24 protein-coding genes are annotated in these 16508 nt (G+C 31.8%); 1 reads left to right on the top strand and 23 read right to left on the bottom strand.

Going from position 1 to position 16508, the window contains the following annotated elements; genetic code table 11:
- The 17 genes from C7D97_RS02105 to C7D97_RS02025 form a co-directional block, all read right to left on the bottom strand.
- On the bottom strand, positions 1 to 438 hold the full coding sequence (locus C7D97_RS02105) for a Fur family transcriptional regulator (protein WP_105300484.1): 438 nt from the start codon (positions 436 to 438) through the stop codon (positions 1 to 3).
- A complete protein-coding gene (locus C7D97_RS02100; protein ID WP_105300483.1) occupies positions 428 to 670 on the bottom strand; it encodes a DUF1292 domain-containing protein in 243 nt (80 codons plus the stop codon). The genes C7D97_RS02105 and C7D97_RS02100 overlap by 11 nt, the downstream gene beginning before the upstream one ends.
- Positions 663 to 1082: a Holliday junction resolvase RuvX gene (gene ruvX, locus C7D97_RS02095; protein ID WP_105300482.1), complete on the bottom strand. Its 420-nt coding sequence runs from the start codon at positions 1080 to 1082 to the stop codon at positions 663 to 665. The genes C7D97_RS02100 and ruvX overlap by 8 nt, the downstream gene beginning before the upstream one ends.
- Complete coding sequence (locus C7D97_RS02090; protein ID WP_105300481.1) at positions 1075 to 1335, bottom strand: IreB family regulatory phosphoprotein; 261 nt, start codon at positions 1333 to 1335, stop codon at positions 1075 to 1077. The genes ruvX and C7D97_RS02090 overlap by 8 nt, the downstream gene beginning before the upstream one ends.
- A 10-nt stretch (positions 1336 to 1345) precedes the next feature.
- The gene (gene alaS / locus C7D97_RS02085) at positions 1346 to 3958 is read right to left on the bottom strand and encodes an alanine--tRNA ligase (protein WP_105300480.1); all 2613 of its coding nucleotides are present in this window, start codon (positions 3956 to 3958) and stop codon (positions 1346 to 1348) included.
- Between the two features lie 9 nt (positions 3959 to 3967).
- Positions 3968 to 4369, bottom strand: coding sequence for an RrF2 family transcriptional regulator (locus tag C7D97_RS02080; RefSeq protein WP_105300479.1), 402 nt, complete (start codon positions 4367 to 4369; stop codon positions 3968 to 3970).
- Between the two features lie 11 nt (positions 4370 to 4380).
- On the bottom strand, positions 4381 to 5013 hold the full coding sequence (locus C7D97_RS02075; RefSeq protein ID WP_105300478.1) for a helix-hairpin-helix domain-containing protein: 633 nt from the start codon (positions 5011 to 5013) through the stop codon (positions 4381 to 4383).
- A gap of 26 nt (positions 5014 to 5039) precedes the next feature.
- The gene (gene rsfS / locus C7D97_RS02070) at positions 5040 to 5348 is read right to left on the bottom strand and encodes a ribosome silencing factor (protein WP_105300477.1); all 309 of its coding nucleotides are present in this window, start codon (positions 5346 to 5348) and stop codon (positions 5040 to 5042) included.
- On the bottom strand, positions 5335 to 5907 hold the full coding sequence (gene yqeK / locus C7D97_RS02065; RefSeq protein WP_105300476.1) for a bis(5'-nucleosyl)-tetraphosphatase (symmetrical) YqeK: 573 nt from the start codon (positions 5905 to 5907) through the stop codon (positions 5335 to 5337). Before yqeK ends, rsfS begins: the two co-directional genes overlap by 14 nt.
- Positions 5900 to 6496 carry a nicotinate (nicotinamide) nucleotide adenylyltransferase gene (gene nadD, locus C7D97_RS02060; protein ID WP_105300475.1) on the bottom strand — a complete coding sequence of 199 codons (597 nt, stop codon included), beginning with the start codon at positions 6494 to 6496 and terminating at the stop codon, positions 5900 to 5902. The genes yqeK and nadD overlap by 8 nt, the downstream gene beginning before the upstream one ends.
- Positions 6496 to 6780 carry a ribosome assembly RNA-binding protein YhbY gene (gene yhbY / locus C7D97_RS02055; protein WP_105300474.1) on the bottom strand — a complete coding sequence of 95 codons (285 nt, stop codon included), beginning with the start codon at positions 6778 to 6780 and terminating at the stop codon, positions 6496 to 6498. Before yhbY ends, nadD begins: the two co-directional genes overlap by 1 nt.
- Before the next feature lie 8 nt (positions 6781 to 6788).
- Positions 6789 to 8069 (bottom strand): GTPase ObgE, encoded by a 1281-nt coding sequence (obgE, locus tag C7D97_RS02050; RefSeq protein WP_105300473.1) that lies wholly within the window; start codon positions 8067 to 8069, stop codon positions 6789 to 6791.
- Between the two features lie 51 nt (positions 8070 to 8120).
- Positions 8121 to 8414 carry a 50S ribosomal protein L27 gene (gene rpmA / locus C7D97_RS02045; RefSeq protein ID WP_015777859.1) on the bottom strand — a complete coding sequence of 98 codons (294 nt, stop codon included), beginning with the start codon at positions 8412 to 8414 and terminating at the stop codon, positions 8121 to 8123.
- A gap of 1 nt (position 8415) precedes the next feature.
- Positions 8416 to 8727: a ribosomal-processing cysteine protease Prp gene (locus C7D97_RS02040; protein WP_105300472.1), complete on the bottom strand. Its 312-nt coding sequence runs from the start codon at positions 8725 to 8727 to the stop codon at positions 8416 to 8418.
- Entirely contained in the window at positions 8727 to 9035 is a 309-nt protein-coding gene (gene rplU, locus C7D97_RS02035; protein ID WP_015777857.1) for a 50S ribosomal protein L21, read from the bottom strand. Before rplU ends, C7D97_RS02040 begins: the two co-directional genes overlap by 1 nt.
- Before the next feature lie 95 nt (positions 9036 to 9130).
- Entirely contained in the window at positions 9131 to 10294 is a 1164-nt protein-coding gene (gene thiI, locus C7D97_RS02030; RefSeq protein WP_105300471.1) for a tRNA uracil 4-sulfurtransferase ThiI, read from the bottom strand.
- Complete coding sequence (locus C7D97_RS02025; protein ID WP_105300470.1) at positions 10294 to 11412, bottom strand: cysteine desulfurase family protein; 1119 nt, start codon at positions 11410 to 11412, stop codon at positions 10294 to 10296. The genes thiI and C7D97_RS02025 overlap by 1 nt, the downstream gene beginning before the upstream one ends.
- Before the next feature lie 68 nt (positions 11413 to 11480).
- Here C7D97_RS02025 and C7D97_RS02020 point away from each other — a divergent pair, with 68 nt between their 5' ends.
- Entirely contained in the window at positions 11481 to 12386 is a 906-nt protein-coding gene (locus C7D97_RS02020; RefSeq protein ID WP_105300469.1) for a ribonuclease H-like domain-containing protein, read from the top strand.
- On the opposite strand, the gene C7D97_RS02015 is transcribed toward C7D97_RS02020, so the two are convergent.
- From C7D97_RS02015 to plsY, 6 genes are all read right to left on the bottom strand, one after another.
- Positions 12377 to 13057, bottom strand: coding sequence for a uracil-DNA glycosylase (locus C7D97_RS02015; protein ID WP_105301841.1), 681 nt, complete (start codon positions 13055 to 13057; stop codon positions 12377 to 12379). The two genes, C7D97_RS02020 and C7D97_RS02015, sit on opposite strands and share 10 nt — an antisense overlap.
- A complete protein-coding gene (lspA, locus tag C7D97_RS02010; protein ID WP_105300468.1) occupies positions 13057 to 13494 on the bottom strand; it encodes a signal peptidase II in 438 nt (145 codons plus the stop codon). The genes C7D97_RS02015 and lspA overlap by 1 nt, the downstream gene beginning before the upstream one ends.
- Complete coding sequence (locus tag C7D97_RS02005) at positions 13491 to 14240, bottom strand: YlmH/Sll1252 family protein (RefSeq protein ID WP_338024816.1); 750 nt, start codon at positions 14238 to 14240, stop codon at positions 13491 to 13493. Before C7D97_RS02005 ends, lspA begins: the two co-directional genes overlap by 4 nt.
- A gap of 48 nt (positions 14241 to 14288) precedes the next feature.
- A complete protein-coding gene (locus tag C7D97_RS02000) occupies positions 14289 to 14873 on the bottom strand; it encodes a cell division protein SepF (RefSeq protein ID WP_105300466.1) in 585 nt (194 codons plus the stop codon).
- A 66-nt stretch (positions 14874 to 14939) separates the two neighbouring features.
- A complete protein-coding gene (locus C7D97_RS01995) occupies positions 14940 to 15923 on the bottom strand; it encodes an NAD(P)H-dependent glycerol-3-phosphate dehydrogenase (protein ID WP_105300465.1) in 984 nt (327 codons plus the stop codon).
- 8 nt (positions 15924 to 15931) lie between these two features.
- The gene (gene plsY / locus C7D97_RS01990; protein WP_105300464.1) at positions 15932 to 16507 is read right to left on the bottom strand and encodes a glycerol-3-phosphate 1-O-acyltransferase PlsY; all 576 of its coding nucleotides are present in this window, start codon (positions 16505 to 16507) and stop codon (positions 15932 to 15934) included.
- Position 16508: the final 1 nt, after the last annotated feature.

The raw sequence follows: 16508 nt of genomic DNA, 5'->3' as shown, positions 1-16508 counted from the left end.
TTACTCCTTGTTTTTTTGACAATCGGAGCATGTTCCAAAGATTCTCAACGAATAATAATCTAAATCAAAATCATATACTTTTTTTAAAGATTCTTTCATTTCATCTTTTGATAGAAATTCTTCTTCTATAATTTTACCGCATGTAGTACAAATAATGTGATCATGATGATCATTTTTAGGATCGATAAGTTCGTAAGTATATGCTTGGTCGGTAAATTCCTGTTTATTAACAATTCCAAGTTCTTCAAAAATATTTAAAGTTCTATAAATTGTTGCTATTCCTACTTGCTTATGTTCCTGATGTACTATTGAAAAAAGTTCTTCTGGCGTAATGTGTTTTGCCTCAGAGTTTTTCAGTGCGTTAAAGATAATCTCTCTTTGTTTAGTAAATTTTTGGTTATTTTCTTCAAAAATTTTTCTAATCTGATCAGTATTCATCGACATCTTCTTTCATTTCTTCATAAATTTCGATGAGCTCATCTAATAAATCCTGGTCTTCTATGGATTTTAGTTCAATCTCGTTATTTTTTTCAATAACTTCTACAATTAAAATAAGCTCATCTTCTACTTGTTTTAAGGCAGCATAATTTGCCTCATCTACTCCGAATGTATCTAATATTTCAAATTCGACTTCATTGTTATCTTCATCGAGCAAAATAATATTATCCATTTTTTCTCCTATCCAAATATGTTTGAAGGATGAAAGTTGCAGCGATTTTATCTATATACTTTTTACGATTTTCACGTCTAACTTCCATATCCATAAGAACAGCTTCTGATTGAATAGTAGTCATTCTTTCATCTTCATAGACAACTTCGACATCTACTTGTTTTTTTAGTAAATCTACAAAACTTATAACTCTCATAGCTTGAGGGCCTATTGTATTATTCATATTTTTAGGTAGGCCAACTACTATTAGATTCACATCATTTTCTTCGACTAATTCTTTAATTCTTTCGATGTCTAAACTTGCCTTTTTTCTTTTTATTGTCTCTAGTGCATTTGCTAATAAAAACATAGGGTCACTTAGAGCAACCCCAATTGTTTTATTACCAACATCTAGACCCATTATTCTACTCATTAATATACTTCTCTAGTAACTCTTCAAGTATACGATCACGGTCTACTGTTCTTATTAATTTTCTAGCACCGTTATGGGCAGTGATATAAGTTGGATCTCCTGATAATAAATAGCCTACTATTTGACCTGTTGGTTTGTATCCTTTATCTTCCAAAGATTTATATACTGTTGTTAGAATTTCTCTAATATCTTTTTCTTGATCCTTATCTGCCTTAAATAGCATGGTCTCATTGAAGTTATTTTTATCAGCCATAATATCTCCTTTAAATTATTTCACTGACTTTTTCTAAAGCTTCTTCTAGTTTAGAAATATCTTTTCCTCCGGCTTGAGCAAAGTTCTTCTTGCCTCCACCATTACCTCCAGTAATTTGAGCTATTTGTCTTACTATTTTACCAGCATTGTACTTATCGGTAAGTTTATCATCAACAGAAACTGTAAATACAATCTTATCACTTACTGAAGCAAAGACAATTATTAGATTATCAAAAGATGACTTTATCCTATTTTCATAATCTCTTAGCTCGTCCATAGAAACATTATCAAATTTCTTAACTAATAAATTTATACCCTTAATTTCTCTTACGTCTTCTTTTAGTTCGCTAACTATGTCAGAACTGTTAGTGGTCTTTAACCTACTATTTTCTGATTTTAACTTTTCAATTTCATTTTCTAGGCTGTCTATTCTATTAGTTATATTATTAGAGCTGGTATTTAGTCTATCAGCTAGTTGATTTAGTTTATTAGCTTTGTCGTTTAGATATTCAAACGCTTTTTCACCCGTAAGGGCTTCGATTCTTCTTACACCAGCAGATACAGATGATTCTTGTTTAATTTTAAAAATCAAAATGTCGCTTGTGTAATTTACATGGCAACCACCACATAATTCCCTAGAGTAATCACCCATAGAAACAACTCTGACCTTATCCTTGTATTTGTCTTCGAATAGGCCTATTGCCCCCATTTTTTGTGACTCTTTGTAATCAACTATATCCTTTGTAACAAGCTCTTGTTTAACAATCTCTCTATTAACAATTTCTTCAACTCTATTTATTTCATCTCTTGTTAGAGCCCTATTATGAGAAAAATCGAATCTCAACCTCTTTTCATCGACTAGTGATCCTGCTTGCTTAACTTCTTCACCCAAAACGTCTCTTAGAGCTTGGTCAAGCAAGTGAGTTGCAGAGTGATTTCTTTGTATTGCTAGTCTTTTATCTCTATCTACTATAAAGTTAGCCTCATCACCAACATTGATAGATCCTTCAATTACTTCAATATAGTGAAAATAAATATCTTTTTGCTTTTGTACGTCGATTACTTCTGCCTTAAAGGAATCACTTATTATTAGCCCAGTATCAGCTACTTCACCGCCGCCTTCTGCATAAAATGAAGTCTTATCACTGATTATTATACCGTTATCTCCCTTACTTAGCGAAGAAGCTTCTGAGTTTTCTTTGAATAAGTTTAAAATTCTAGCTTTTACCTCTAGATCATCATATCCTACAAAAGTGGTTTTCTCGATTCCATCGGTATTTATATTGTCAAGTGACCATCCTGCGTCTTTCTTTCTAGCATCTCTTGCTGTTTGCTTTTGAATCTGCATTTGTTCATTGAAAGTTTCTTCGTCGACATCAAGATTTTTCTCTTCTAGGATCTCTTTAGTTAAATCAAGTGGGAATCCATAAGTATCATAGAGTTTGAAAGCTTCCTTACCATCTAGAATTCTTTCTTTTATTTCACTCATTCTTACGATTAAGGATTCTAATCTTTCTAGGCCTTGATCAATTGTTTTTTGGAATCTATCTTCTTCATCTCTTACTACAGATTTTATTTTTTCTCTATCCGTATCGAGTTCGTCATACTCTATTTTGTAGGTATCGATTACTTTATCGACTATATTTGTTAAAAATTCACCTTCTATTCCTAAAAGCTTACCATGCCTATAGGCTCTTCTTATGAGGCGTCTTAGTACATATCCTCTTTTTTCATTTGAAGGCATAACTCCATCACAAACTAAAAATGTCATTGCCTTAGCATGATCTGCTATTACTCTGATAGATACATCATCTTTTTTATTTTCTTTGTATCCTTTTTTTGATAAGTTCTCAATTTCTGATATTATCTCAGCCATTACATCTACTTCGAAAATGTTGTCCTTATCTTGTAATACCATGGCGATTCTTTCAAGTCCCATTCCTGTATCGATATTCGGATGGGCAAGCGGAGTATAATTTCCTTGACTATCTTTATTGAATTGTGTAAATACCAGATTCCATACTTCCATAAATCTATCGGAATTATCGTTTCCTGGCTTATTATCATTTTCATCTACAGCCCTACTAGCTCCCCTATCTATAAAGATTTCCGAACAAGGACCACAAGGACCAACTTCTAGTTCCCAGAAGTTATCTTCTTTGCCTTCTCTAAGAATTCTTTCGCTATCAAGACCTATCTCATCATGCCATATATTGTAGGCTTCATCATCTTCTTCAAATACTGTAACCCAAATATCTTCTTTAGAAATCTCAAGTTCTTTGGTTAGGAATTCATAAGCCCAAGTTATTGCTTCTTTCTTGAAATAATCACCAAATGAAAAGTTACCGAGCATTTCGAAAAATGTCCCATGACGTTCTGTCTTTCCAACTCTTTCTATATCGGCAGTTCTTACACATTTTTGTGAAGATGTCGCTCTGTTGTTTTTCATCTTCTTATCGCCAGTAAAATACTTTTTAAGTGGTGCCATTCCTGCATTGATTAATAACAAAGAATCATCATCAATAGGAATTAGTGGAAATGATTTTAGAAGTGTATGACCTTTCTCATTTCCAAAAAAATTCAAATATTTGCTTCTTAACTCATTCATCCCTAAGTTTTTCATTCATTTACCTCAAACTTCCTGATTTATCATATTTTTTAAACTAATAGAGTCGACTGCTTCATTTATCACCTTATCTATTCTGTCAAAGACAAAATACGCATCGCATTTATCATCACAAAAGTGATTTCCGCTTACACAGTCGCTCATGGTTATGTTGCCTTCTAGAACTCTTAATACCTCACCAACAGAAATCTCGTCTAAATCTCTTGTGATTTTATATCCTCCCTTAGGACCTCTAGCAGATGTTATTAAGCCATCATTTTTTAATAGCCTTATCAACTGCTCCAAATAATTTTCTGATAGATTTAGCTTCTCGCTCATCTCTGATACAGAGATATATCCTCTTTCCTTATTGCTTGCTAGATAACACATAGCCCTTAGTCCATACCTGCCTCTTGTCGATAGTTTCATTGTATTCTCACCTATATTGTAATCAAATCCTTTAAGGCTTCATAAAATTTATCGCCTATTCCTGTAACATTCTTAATATCTTCTATTTTCTCAAACTTATTTGCACTTCTATACTCGATTATAGCATCTGCCCTCTTATCACCTATGTTAGGTAAGCTCATAAGTTCTTCTTTACTGGCGGTATTAATATTAATAAGCTCAGATTTGCTACTAGCACTAATATTTGCAGCCTGATTAGGATCAATATTTTCTAATGAATTCTCTTCATCGATATTAGGTATGTAAATTTTCATTTGATCATCTAGTCTTTGTGCAAGATTAAGTGTTTTCTCACTTGCCTTATCAGTCAATCCACCAGCTTCGTTAATCAAATCCTCGAGCCTATCTCCATCTTTAATTTGATAGACTCCAGGTTTGTTTATCTCGCCTGATATATAAACTTTTTTTATTGAGTCATTCGCTGATTCTTCTTTTTTAGAGTCAATATCTTGATCTTCATCTAAATTATCCTCATCAACTAAGGAAATTTTATCAGATTTGTCAAAAATTCCAGCCATATTATTTGAATACGCGAAATTAGCTATTAAGATAAAAACTGCTATTATTAAACCGTAAATGATTTTATCTTTTTTATCATCAGACATAAAATACTCCTAGAAATCTATGAGAGTTAATTCTCCCATAGATTATCTAAATCATAAAATTCACGCTGTTTTTGTGTGAAAATGTGTACAATTATATCTCCAGCATCCAAGAGTATCCATTCTCCTTCTCTTAGACCTTCTTTGGATAAAATGCTATATCCTTCTTTTTCTAAATCATCTTCTATATAATCAGCTAAAGCTCTAGTTTGATTAATACTTCCACCACTTGCTATAACAAACTTATCAGCTATAGAGGAAGAATTTAAATCAATAACTTTTACATCTTCAGCTAATTTATCATCTAATGTTTTTAAAATAGTTTCAAGCTTTTCCATTTTTCTCCTTTATCAAATAATTTCTTGCCTTAAGTGTTAAAGGATCAATAAAAGCATCAATATCTATTAGATATCTAATATTGTGATTCAAGCACTCTAAAACACCTAGATCAAGATTTTTAGTGGCCTTCTTTCTAATCTCTTCTACTCCCGGATATGATCTTTTCTCCTCTATTGCATCTGCTAAGAATACAATTTTTTCTAAAAGACTCATATTTTCATTTCCCGTTGTATGATATTTGATAGCTTTTAATATCTCCTCATCTCTAACATTATACACTTTTTTCGCAACTTCTGCTCCTAAAAAAGAATGAACTACAGATTTTGATGAATCAGGGTCGATTTGTTCAAAATTGTCTATGTTAAGTTCTTTCATGTATCTTTCTTCGTTATATTTAGCACAATCATGTAAGAAAGCTGCTATTTTTACTTTTTCCTTATCAACTTTCTTCCCTTCGCTTAATCTTTCTGCGCAATCCATAACTCTAAGACTATGCTTATATCTCTTCTCGCCAATATCTGAAATCAATCTATCCTTATATAATTCAATATCAAACATATAAGCCCCTATTTTCTATAATATATCTAACACTATCTCTAACTAAATATTTAATACTTAAATTATTCTTTACCAGATTTCTTATAAGTGTTGATGAAATATTGATATTAAGGTTATTAATTAAAAATATATTAGGATTATCTTTCTTGATAAATTCAACCTTTTCTACCAACTCACTATCTTCATCAATATTACTTCTTGTAAAAACAATGATATTTTCATCTAAGATGTCATCATAATTTCTCCAAGTATCAATAGTCAAAAATGAATCTTCACCCATTATATAGAATATATCATCATATTTGAAAAATTTCTTAAAGTATCTTATAGTCTCGTGGGTATATCTAACTCTATCATCAGTAGATTCAAAAGTAGATAGGACAATCTTATCATTATCCTTAATAGCCTCACTAACCATCTCAACTCTTATATTTGTATCTGTCTTCTTCTTGTGCTTTTTGTGGGGAGGATTTGAACTAGGTAAAATGATTACTTTATCAAGCTTCATAAAATTAATAGCATTTTCTATTACAATCAAATGCCCTACATGAATTGGGTCAAAAGTCCCCCCATATAGTCCTATTCTCATTATAAATCGTATTTATTATCGTCGTTTTTTCTATAGATTGTAAAGATTGAACCTAGGTGAGAAATAAATTCAGATCCTGTCTTCTCAATGATTGTATCGATTATTTCTTCTTGGTCGTCCATATTGTTATTTAGAATTTTAATCTTAATAAGCTCACGTGCTTCTAAAGCTTCATCTATTGCCTTAATCAAATCATCAGTAACAGAAAACCTTCCAATGTTAATTACTGGTTTAAAATCATGAGATTCTTGTTTCAATCTTGCTCTTTCTTTACCTGTTAACATATATCCTCCTATTCATAATATTCAAATACTAAGTCTCCAAAGGCGACACTATCACCTTCTTGGATTCCCATTTCCTTTAATTTATCAAAGACTTCCATTTCTCTCAAAGTCTTCTCGAAATACATCTTGCCATCATAGTCTTCAAGGTCTACTTTTTCTAGTAACTTATCAACTCTTTTTCCATCGACAACAAAAATATCATTTACTTTTCTAAAGTTTAAATCATAATCAATTTCTTTGTCGTAATATTTATCCAAGAATTCTGTATCAACTTCTTCCATTGGATCAAACTCTTTAATTTCACTTTTAGCTAACAATTCTGATATTGCATCTACCAACTCCTTGATTCCTTTGGTTGTAGCTGCAGATATCTTATATATATCGTACTTATCAGCAAATTCCTTGAGGAAGGCCTCTGCGTTATTATTAAAGTCAAGGTCAGACTTATTCATAGCTATAATCATTGGTTTTTGTGCAAGCTTTTCGTTGTATAATTTTAATTCCTCATTGATCATTTTGAAATCTTCTATAGGATCTCTTCCTTCAATTCCAGAAATATCTACAAGATGAACCAAAACTCTACATCTTTCGACATGTTTTAAGAAGTCATGGCCGAGTCCACTACCGTCACTTGCTCCTTCAATAAGACCTGGTATATCGGCAACTATAAAAGATCTTTCGCTGTCAATATTTACAACTCCTAGATTAGGATCTATGGTCGTGAAGTGATAGTTGGCAATCTTTGGTCTAGCCTTGCTAATTACAGAAATCAAAGTAGATTTTCCAACATTTGGAAGTCCTACTAGTCCTACGTCTGCAAGTATTTTTAGTTCGAATATAACATCTATTTCCTGACCACTTCTACCTAATTCAGCAAAGCGTGGCGCTTGACGTATGGAATTTTTGAAATGGACATTTCCTCTTCCACCTCTACCACCTTTTGCTATAATATACTCTTCCCCATCCTTATTTAGGTCTTTAATTATAACTTCACTATTAGCTTCCCTAACTAAGGTTCCGACAGGGACTTTTATTATTAGATCATCACCCTTTTTTCCAAATTTCTTCTTCTTGCCACCAGCTTCACCATTTTGCGCCTTATATTTAGTTTTATATCTAAATTCATCTAGAGTTGATAGATTTCTTGTAGCTTTTATAATTATAGAGCCACCGTTTCCTCCATCTCCACCTGCAGGACCGCCATTTGGTTCATATTTTTCACGTCTCCAGGCAACAGCTCCATTTCCTCCGTCTCCTGCCTTAAGACTCACTTTCGCATAATCTATCATATTTAAATCCTCTCATAAAAAAAGGCTTGCCAATTGGCAAGCTCTGACTCTCTAAGCAATGTCTGCTTCAGCGTAAACAGAAACTTGTTTTTTGTCTCTGCCCTTTCTTTCGAATTTAACAACACCTTCACATGAAGCGTAAAGAGTATCATCAGCACCCTTTTTAACATTGTTACCTGGGTGAATTTTTGTTCCTCTTTGTCTAACTATGATAGTTCCAGCGTTAACAAATTGTCCATCGCTTCTTTTAACACCTAGTCTTTTAGCATTAGAATCTCTACCGTTCTTAGATGAAGAAACTCCCTTTTTGCTTGACAATCTTTGTAAATCTATATTTAATATCATTTCACATCTCCTTATAATTTAATTTTACGTAATCGCTATAATTACCTAACAAAGTTTGTATTCCAGTTTCAAAATAGTCAAATACAACATCAACTTCCTTTGATTTTTCATAAGTTTTAAGCTTAAGTAAATCGCCATCATCTATAAAATCGACATCTGTATCATACTTATCTAAAGTATTAATGCAGGTATATGCTAAAATTGTAACTGCAGAACAAACAATATCTGTGCCACGCTCAGAAAAATCAGCATGGCCACGAATTTCATATCCTACTGTTCTTCCTTCTTTGATTAATAAATCAACATTAATCATTAAAGGCTAATGCTATCAATTTTTACTAAAGTATAAGGTTGTCTGTGACCGTGTTTTTTTCTGTATTGTTTTTTAGGTTTGTATTTGAATACAACAATTTTCTTATCTTTATTTTGATCTTCAACTGTTGCTGTTACTTTTGCATTTTCGATTACTGGAGAACCAACTTTAACTTCATCTCCAGAAACTAAAAGCACTTGGTCAAATTCAACGGTGTCACCAACTTCGTAAGGAAGTTTTTCAACTCTTACTAAGTCACCTTCTGATACTTTGTATTGTTTTCCACCTGTTTTAATTATTGCGTACATGGAAACCTCCTATTACTAAAATTCTCGCCAGTGTTGGGGATCAGCACCCGGACTGAGCGGTTTACTTGATTATAATACTATCTTTAACTTATATGTCAAGCAATTTCTATGATTTCCATACTATCTATAGCTTGATTTTCTAGTTCTTCTATATTTAGGTTTTCTTCTGACTTTTCTATATATTTTAGTTTCGGCTTTGTGACTGGTGAGTCTGGCGCAAAAATCGAACAGCAATCGTCATATGGTTCGATTGCCTTTTCGTAGGAATCTATTATTTCAGAAATTTCTATTATATCCTTCTTATCCATAGCAATAAGGGGTCTAAGTATTGGAAGTTTACTAGAATCGTTAATAACTGAAACTGATTCTATAGTTTGGCTTGCAACTTGGCCAAGACTTTCTCCTGTTATCAAGGCCTGATAAGAGTATTTTTCAGAAATTTTATTCGCGATTCTCATCATAAATCTACGTGATAGGATTGTAGTTTCTCTTCTAGGACAATTCTTGCTTATCGCCTTATAAATCTCAGCAAGATTTACAGAATATACTGTCATTTTACCAGTATAGGCTGATAGAATTTTTGCAAGATCCATTGCCTTTTGATGGGCTCTTTTTGATGTAAATGGATAAGAGTGAAAGTGTATAGCGTTGATATTCATTCCTCTTTTTGCCATAAGAAATCCTGCTACTGGTGAATCTATTCCTCCAGATAATAGGAGGAGTCCCTCTCCACCAGAACCAAGAGGAAGTCCTCCAAGACCTTCTACTCTCTTTATATAGATATAGGCTTTTGATTTTACATCTATAAATACTGTAAAATCTGGCTTATGTATATCTACCTTTAAGTCTTTGTACTTTCCTAGGATATCTCCACCAATTTTTGCACTTAGTTTAGGTGAGGTAAGAGCAAATGACTTATCCGTTCTCTTGGATTCCACCTTAAATGTCATATCCTTATCAAAATCATAATATTTAACTAAATCTATGCTAGTCTTACTTATATCTTCAACTGTTTTCTCACATCTTACAACTTCAGATATATACACTATTCCGAATACTTTTTTTATTTCTTTTATTAATCTATCAAACTTGTCTCTATCAGCTTTGATATATAGCTTTGATGATTCTTGGAACATATCCTCATAGCCAATATCTCTGATATTCCTCTTTATATTGTTTATAGCTGTTTTATAAAAGGTGTTTCTATTTCTCCCTTTTAGAAATATTTCACCGAAGCTTACCGCTAGAAACCAATCCATTAAAACACCTCCCTAATCATCTCAATTCCTTCTTTTAAAACTTCAACAGTTTTATTAATATCGTCCATACTTGTATCGTTTGAAAAAGAAAATCTAATAGCTCCATCAATATAATCTCTATCTATTCCCAAAGCTTTTAATATCCTATTATCTTCTCCCTTAGAGCAGGCAGAACCAGACGATACAAAAATCCCATTATCTTCAAAATAATGAACCAAAACCTCAGACTTAATATTTTTAAAGCAAACGTCTAAAACATATGCTGAAGAATTTTCCTTAGGTGATATGATATAATAATCATCAATACTTGCCTCAATTGCATTTCTAAGACCTTCATTGAGATCTAGTATATGTTGGTACTCATCATTTGTAATTTGCTTTTCTAGGGCAAGGCCTGCGGCATAAATTGCAGGGTGATTTACAGTTCCTGAAGATACAATTTCTTGCCTGCCCCCATAGATAACTGGTTTGATCTTAGATAGCATATTATTTCTTACATAAAGAATGCCAACACCCTTTGGTCCATGAAACTTATGTGCGCTAAAACTCATAGAGTCTACGCCAAGTTTATCAACATCACAAGAAATTTTGCCGACAGCTTGGGTAGCATCTATATGCATACATATATTTGGATTATAAGATTTTACACAATTAGAAATTTTTTCTATATCTTGTATTGTTCCAATTTCATTATTTACATATATAATGGAAACAAGTTTAACATCTTTATCTAACTTTTCTTTCAAATCTTCTATATTTACAAAACCATACTTATCATTTTTTAAAAATACTATTTCTTTGTAGTTATTATTTATAACAGCATCATATATAGATGAGTGCTCTATACTTGTTGTAATGACTTTGCTATCAGCAGATGCAAAAGATGAAACGACAATATTATTTGATTCGCTTGCTCCTTTGGTGAAGTATATTTCACTTTCTTTCGCATTTATAGCCTTTGCCATTATGTTTTTACTTTTTTTTATTAAATTTTCAGAATCCATGCCAAATGAATGAATTGATGAAGTATTTGCATAATAATTTTCTTCTACTTCAACCATTTTTTCTATGGCTTCTCTGTACATTTTTGTAGTTGCTGCATTATCTAAATATATCATAGACTTCTCCTTAACTTATTCATTATATTATAAGGAAGTCTAATTACAAATTATAGTATAGTAATTACATGATTACATTAAAGAAAAGATATAAAGCAACAAATTTAAAAGATGATGAAATTATTTTAGATATAGAAACTACAGGACTTGACTCCTCTATAGATAGTCTTGTACTATTGGGAATTATTGAAAAAAATAACAACGAAGCATATATTTACCAATATTTTGCTATAGATGACAGTGAAGAGCAAAGATTGCTTGAAATTTATAAGAGAAAAATATCAGAAAAAAAAATAATCACCTACAATGGTGATACCTTTGATATACCTTTCTTAAATAATAGGCTTATAAAACACAGAGACTTCCCGCTACTACCACAAAGTTTGGACTTACTTAAGCTAATAAGGCCCTACAACAAGTTTTTTGGTTTTGAATCACTTAAGCTTAATGACATTGAGAAACTTGCAGGTTTCTATAGGAATGACCCTTCACGCTACAAAACTTTCAGCAAATTAACTAATGATTTGAAAAGGCGTACAAATCCTTATCCTATAATGAAGCATAATGAAAATGATCTTATTGCAACCGAGAAGATTGTCTATATAGAAAAATATTTTGAAGATAAACTTTCAATTAATTCTACTTTATCCCCTATAACTTTATTAAACTGTGATATAAATAACGACGTTGCAAGAATTTCTCTAAGGTCTCAAAATCTTCTAAAGGAATCTTATTTTAATGGAGAAAATTATGAATTAATAATAAAAGATAATCTTATAATAATAAATTTACAAGTTTTGTACGGGATTCTTGCTGAAAATATAAGAGGCTATGTAAGTATCAACAATTTTAAACTTGATAATAAATCCACAGTAAATATTGACAATCATTTCTTGATAATAAGAGAAAACTTCAAATACAATTACGAGAATATCCTTGCCCTGGCAAAAAAAATAATCGAGAATCAGTTTTGATTCTCGATTTGCCAGTCAATTTCGCCCATATTGTTTGCCCTTAAGAACTCATTTGTCCTTGAGAAAACTTTTGATCCGAAAAATCCTCTATAAGCCGATAAGGGTGAAGGATGCACTGATTTTAAGATAAGATGATTTTTATTGGTAATTAATCTTTCCTTTGATTTTGCATTTGCTCCCCATAGGATAAAAACCATCGGCTTATTACGTTTATTTAACAACTCTATTATCCTATCCGTAAGTATTTCCCATCCTTTTCCTCTATGGGAATTCGGAGACTTTTCTCTAACTGTAAGGACGGTATTTAAAAGCAAAACTCCTTGCTTGGCCCACTTAGTCAAATTACCATTGTCTGGTATAAAAAGACCTAAATCATTATTAAGCTCCTTATATATGTTTAATAAGGAAGGTGGTATGGGCACATCTTCTTTTACAGAAAAAGAAAAGCCGTGTGCTTGCCCCCTGCCGTGGTAGGGATCCTGTCCTAGAATTACGACTTTCGTATCCTCATAACTTACATATTTTAGTGCATTAAAAAGATCATACATATCGGGATATATATTATAATGCTTATATTCATTAATCAAGAACTTTCTGAGTTTTTTATAATATGGCTTATCCCGCTCCTCTTTTAGTAATTGATCCCAATCATTTCCAATTTGTACACTCATCATTTATCCCCATGTAAGATGATATATATAATCATAAGGGCGCAACCTATTGTTACCAAAATATCAGCGACATTAAATACTGGAAATTTCACAAAAGCAAACTCTATAAAATCTACTACATATCCTTGGATAAGCCTATCATAGAAGTTACCTATAGCTCCAGATATAATCATTGCCAGTGATAAATTGAGTATCATTGGACTTGTTTTTATGTTTTTAACAAAATAATAAAGCAAATATATGACTATTGCACTTGTAAGTATTATAAAAACCAATCTCTTATCTTGTAAGATTCCAAAAGCCGCCCCCCTATTTTCAAGGTAGGTTAAATTAAACAACTTGCCATCAATATTTTTTTCCATTAAGTTATTAACAGCATAAATTTTTGTGAGCCTATCAATTACAAGACCCAATATTATAATTATTAAATATATCATACTAATTTCCTATATTCTATGTGATAGTTTCCCTTTTTGCTAAATCCTTTTATCCTATCAAAGATAAATCTCCCTTCCTTTCTAATCGATAGCATGGCACCTTCATCTACATTATAGCTCGGATCTGTTATCGTCTGATGATCAACCTTCACCAGCCTGTTATTTATCAAATTCTTAGCCTTAGACCTAGAAGTATTTACGAGGCTAGATACTATATTATCGAGTCTTAATGAAGAAATAAAGCTAGTAGATAAAATATAATCTTCTTTTGCTTTATTTAATATACTTTCTTCTTTGATTTCAATGTGAATGCCTTCTCTTTTTATCTTACTTAAATTATATTTAATGAAATTAGCTTCTTCTTCAAGTACAACAAATTCTACTAAATTATCTAATATAGATATATCACCAATACTATTTCTGTCAATTCCCATATGGATTAAGGCGCCTAATACATCAGGATGCTTGATATCACTACTATTAAAACTAAGAACTTTTATATAATCGCTCTCTTCTAAAGGGAGATAATAGTAATTTGCTACAAAGATTTTTCTTTCGCATTTATCATTACCACCAACAAACACAATGTCTATATTATTCACTCTTGCAATATCTCTTATAACTTTCCTCTCGAATGGGTCGAGAAAGAAACTAGAGACTTCTTTCTTGGTATAAAATCCTCTCTCCAATATAGATATAGCCTTCTTGATATTGGATTTTTTAGCTTTGTCATTAACAAAGTTCAAATTATATTCTAAACTCATAAAAAAGAAAGATCGATTTTTTAGATCGATCTATAATTGATTATAATTTCCTTCAGATATTTGATCAGTAACAGCCGGATCGATTTGTATACCATTTGGGCTTATAACAAATATTCCCTTTGTAACTTTCTCAACAGTACCACTTAAAGCATAGACAGCACCGCTTACGAAGTCAAATATTTGCCTTCTTGTATCTGATTCAACCATTTCTAAGTTTAGGACAACTACTTTTTTGTTAAGGATGTCATCAATAACCTTTGGTGCATCAGTTTCATAATCTAATGGTTCTTGGATTGAAATTCTCATTGAATTTGATCCAGCAAAATTTTTATCACTCATTTTAACTACATTATCTCCTCTTCTTGATGATTTAGAACTCTTAAACGAAGAATTATTCTTAAAGCTATCTACAAATGATGGTTTGAAACTTTCATCACTTTCTTCATTCTTAAAATCTGAGTCAGAGAAATAAGATTTGTATGTTTCGTCCTTCTCAGATTTATCGCTGTCTTCTTCTTTTACTTCGTCTTCTAGATCGTCGTAATACAACTGATCCTCATCGTAATCATCGTACTTGTCATCAATACCTATAAATTCTTTAAACCTATCTAACATAATTACTTCCTTTGCGTTTTTTATCTCTCTATTACATTATATCTTAATAAGAAGAATATTTCGAATTTAATATTCATTTTTTAAGTCTCTAGCCATCAAATCCTTAACAGATTGGTGAGCTGACTTCCCTTCAAATAAAACCTTATAGATTTCATAAGTAATAGGCATTTCAATATTTTTTTCTTTAGAAAGTTCATAGACTGCCCTGGTAGTAGGTATACCTTCTACGACCATATTTACCTTAGCTATGCTCTCTTCAATGCTATATCCTTCACCGATAAGTCTTCCAGCCCTATTGTTTCGCGAAAGATTACTAGTAGCCGTAACAATAAGATCACCAATTCCTGCAAGACCATTTATTGTTTTCTCATCCGCTCCAAAGCTTCTCGCAAATCTTTCCATTTCGTGTATGCCACGTGTTATAAGAGCTGCCTTAGAGTTATCTCCATAAGATAAGCCATCGGCCATTCCTATGCCAAATGCAAGTATATTCTTGACACTTCCTCCTATCTCTACTCCAATAACATCTGTAGATGTATATACCCTAAAGTAATCTCTATTAAAAATATCTTGAATATCCTTGGCAAGATTTATATCATTTGATGCACAAACCAGTGTAGTTGGCATCTTTTTTATTACTTCTTCTGCATGGGATGGACCGCTGACAATAGCGTAATTAATATCTCCTAATATATCTTTCAATATTTCTGATATTCTAAAGTGAGTATTAAGTTCCAATCCTTTGGATAGATTTATGATCACTTTGTTCTCATCAAAAAAGGGATTGAGATTTTCGTAAACACTTCTGATATTTTGAGTTGGAATTGCGTTTACTATATATTTATTCTCAAAAAGTTCCTCAATATTTGATGTAGCTCTTATGTTTTTTCTTAATTTCTCGTCAGGGAAATACTTAATATTTATATGATTTTCATTAATAGAATTAACTACATTTATATCTCTAGCATACATAAGAACATCTTGACTTTCGCTTAGAAGATTTGCAATAGCAGTAGCCCAACTACCTGATCCTATAATAGATATTTCCATAAGACTCCTTAAAATATTTTCTTTTCTTCGCCTAACTTTAATCTTCTTATATTATCCTTATGCTTAAAAACTACCAAGGAAGCTATTAAAATAATAGCCAAACTTAGATAGCTAATCTTATATGTGAATAGTGAAAGAACAGCGGCAATTATAGCTGTTGTTATAGATGACAAAGAAACTATCCTAAATATAAGTACCAAAACAATAAATATTGCCAGAAGTGCTAGAGCGAATTTATAATCTATTGCAAGAAGTGCTCCAAATGATGTAGCAACTCCCTTTCCAGACTTAAACTTGAGTATAAAGCTATACATATGTCCAATCACTACAAAAAACATAGCTACAGCTTGGCCTAACTCTCCTCCATATTTTTCCCCTAGATAGCAAGCTAGACTTCCCTTTAGGAAATCGAAAAGAAAAGTAATAAATCCAGCAAATTTTCCAAAGTTTCTTAAAGCATTTGTAGCTCCTACATTACCAGATCCGAGTTTTCTTAAGTCTGTTTTAAAAAACATCTTTCCAATTATAAAACCAAAAGGAACAGAACCTAATATATAGGATAATATAGCTATTAGTACGATCATT

The organism is Anaerococcus marasmi (assembly GCF_900290195.1).
GTDB lineage: Bacteria > Bacillota > Clostridia > Tissierellales > Peptoniphilaceae > Anaerococcus > Anaerococcus marasmi.
Note: the sequence above shows the minus strand (reverse complement) of the source record. Positions and strands in the feature narration are given on the sequence as shown.